Here is a 703-nt window from a genome sequence, read left to right on the forward strand (position 1 = left end):
GGTACCGACGGTGACGTCGGGTCCCCCCGCCTTGAGCTTGTCCGCGGACTTCGCGAGGACGGCCGGCGAGTAGAAGCCGAGCTGCGGCGTGCTCGCCGCCTGCAGGAACGGTGCGTACGGCTGCGTGAAGGTCACCGTGACCGTGTAGTCATCGACGACTTCGGTGCCCTCATAGAAGTCGGCGCCGAGCATGCTGGCCGCCTGCGCGGATGCCGTCTCCGGATCGACGATGCGGTCGAAGTTCGCCTTGACCGCGGCGGCGTCGAACTTCTCGCCGTCGGTGAAGGTCACGTCGTCACGGAGCACGAACGTGTACTCCGTGCTGTCCGGCGAGACCTCCCAGCTCTTCGCGAGCCACGGGCTGAACGTTCCATCCGCCTCCTGGAACACCAGCGAGTCGAGCACCGCCCGCTGCACCATGCCGGAGACGTCGAGCTGGCTCACCTGCGGGTCCATGTGCCCAGCCGAGAGGTTCGCGCCCTCGATGGACCACACGAGCTCTCCGCCCTCGCCGTCCGAGCCGGGAGCCGCGCATGCGCTGAGCACCAGCGCAGTGGCAGCGGCGAGCGCCGCGAAGGGCAGGAGACGACGCACAGGTCTTGCGGGCATGACGGTTCCTCTGGACGAACGGGTCGGGACATCCCATCCTACGGCCGATTGTTGGACGGGGTCGATCTGCGACGGGCTACCGATGCCCCGATGC

General features: G+C 68.1%; 1 protein-coding gene. It reads right to left on the reverse strand.

Annotation, left to right across the window (positions count from 1 at the left end):
* A partial coding sequence (locus tag L687_RS29625) for an ABC transporter substrate-binding protein (protein WP_040569683.1) occupies positions 1–609 on the reverse strand: 609 nt, incomplete at its 3' end.
* Between the last annotated feature and the right edge of the window lie 94 nt (positions 610–703).

Source organism: Microbacterium maritypicum MF109 (genome assembly GCF_000455825.1).
Lineage (GTDB): Bacteria > Actinomycetota > Actinomycetes > Actinomycetales > Microbacteriaceae > Microbacterium > Microbacterium maritypicum_A.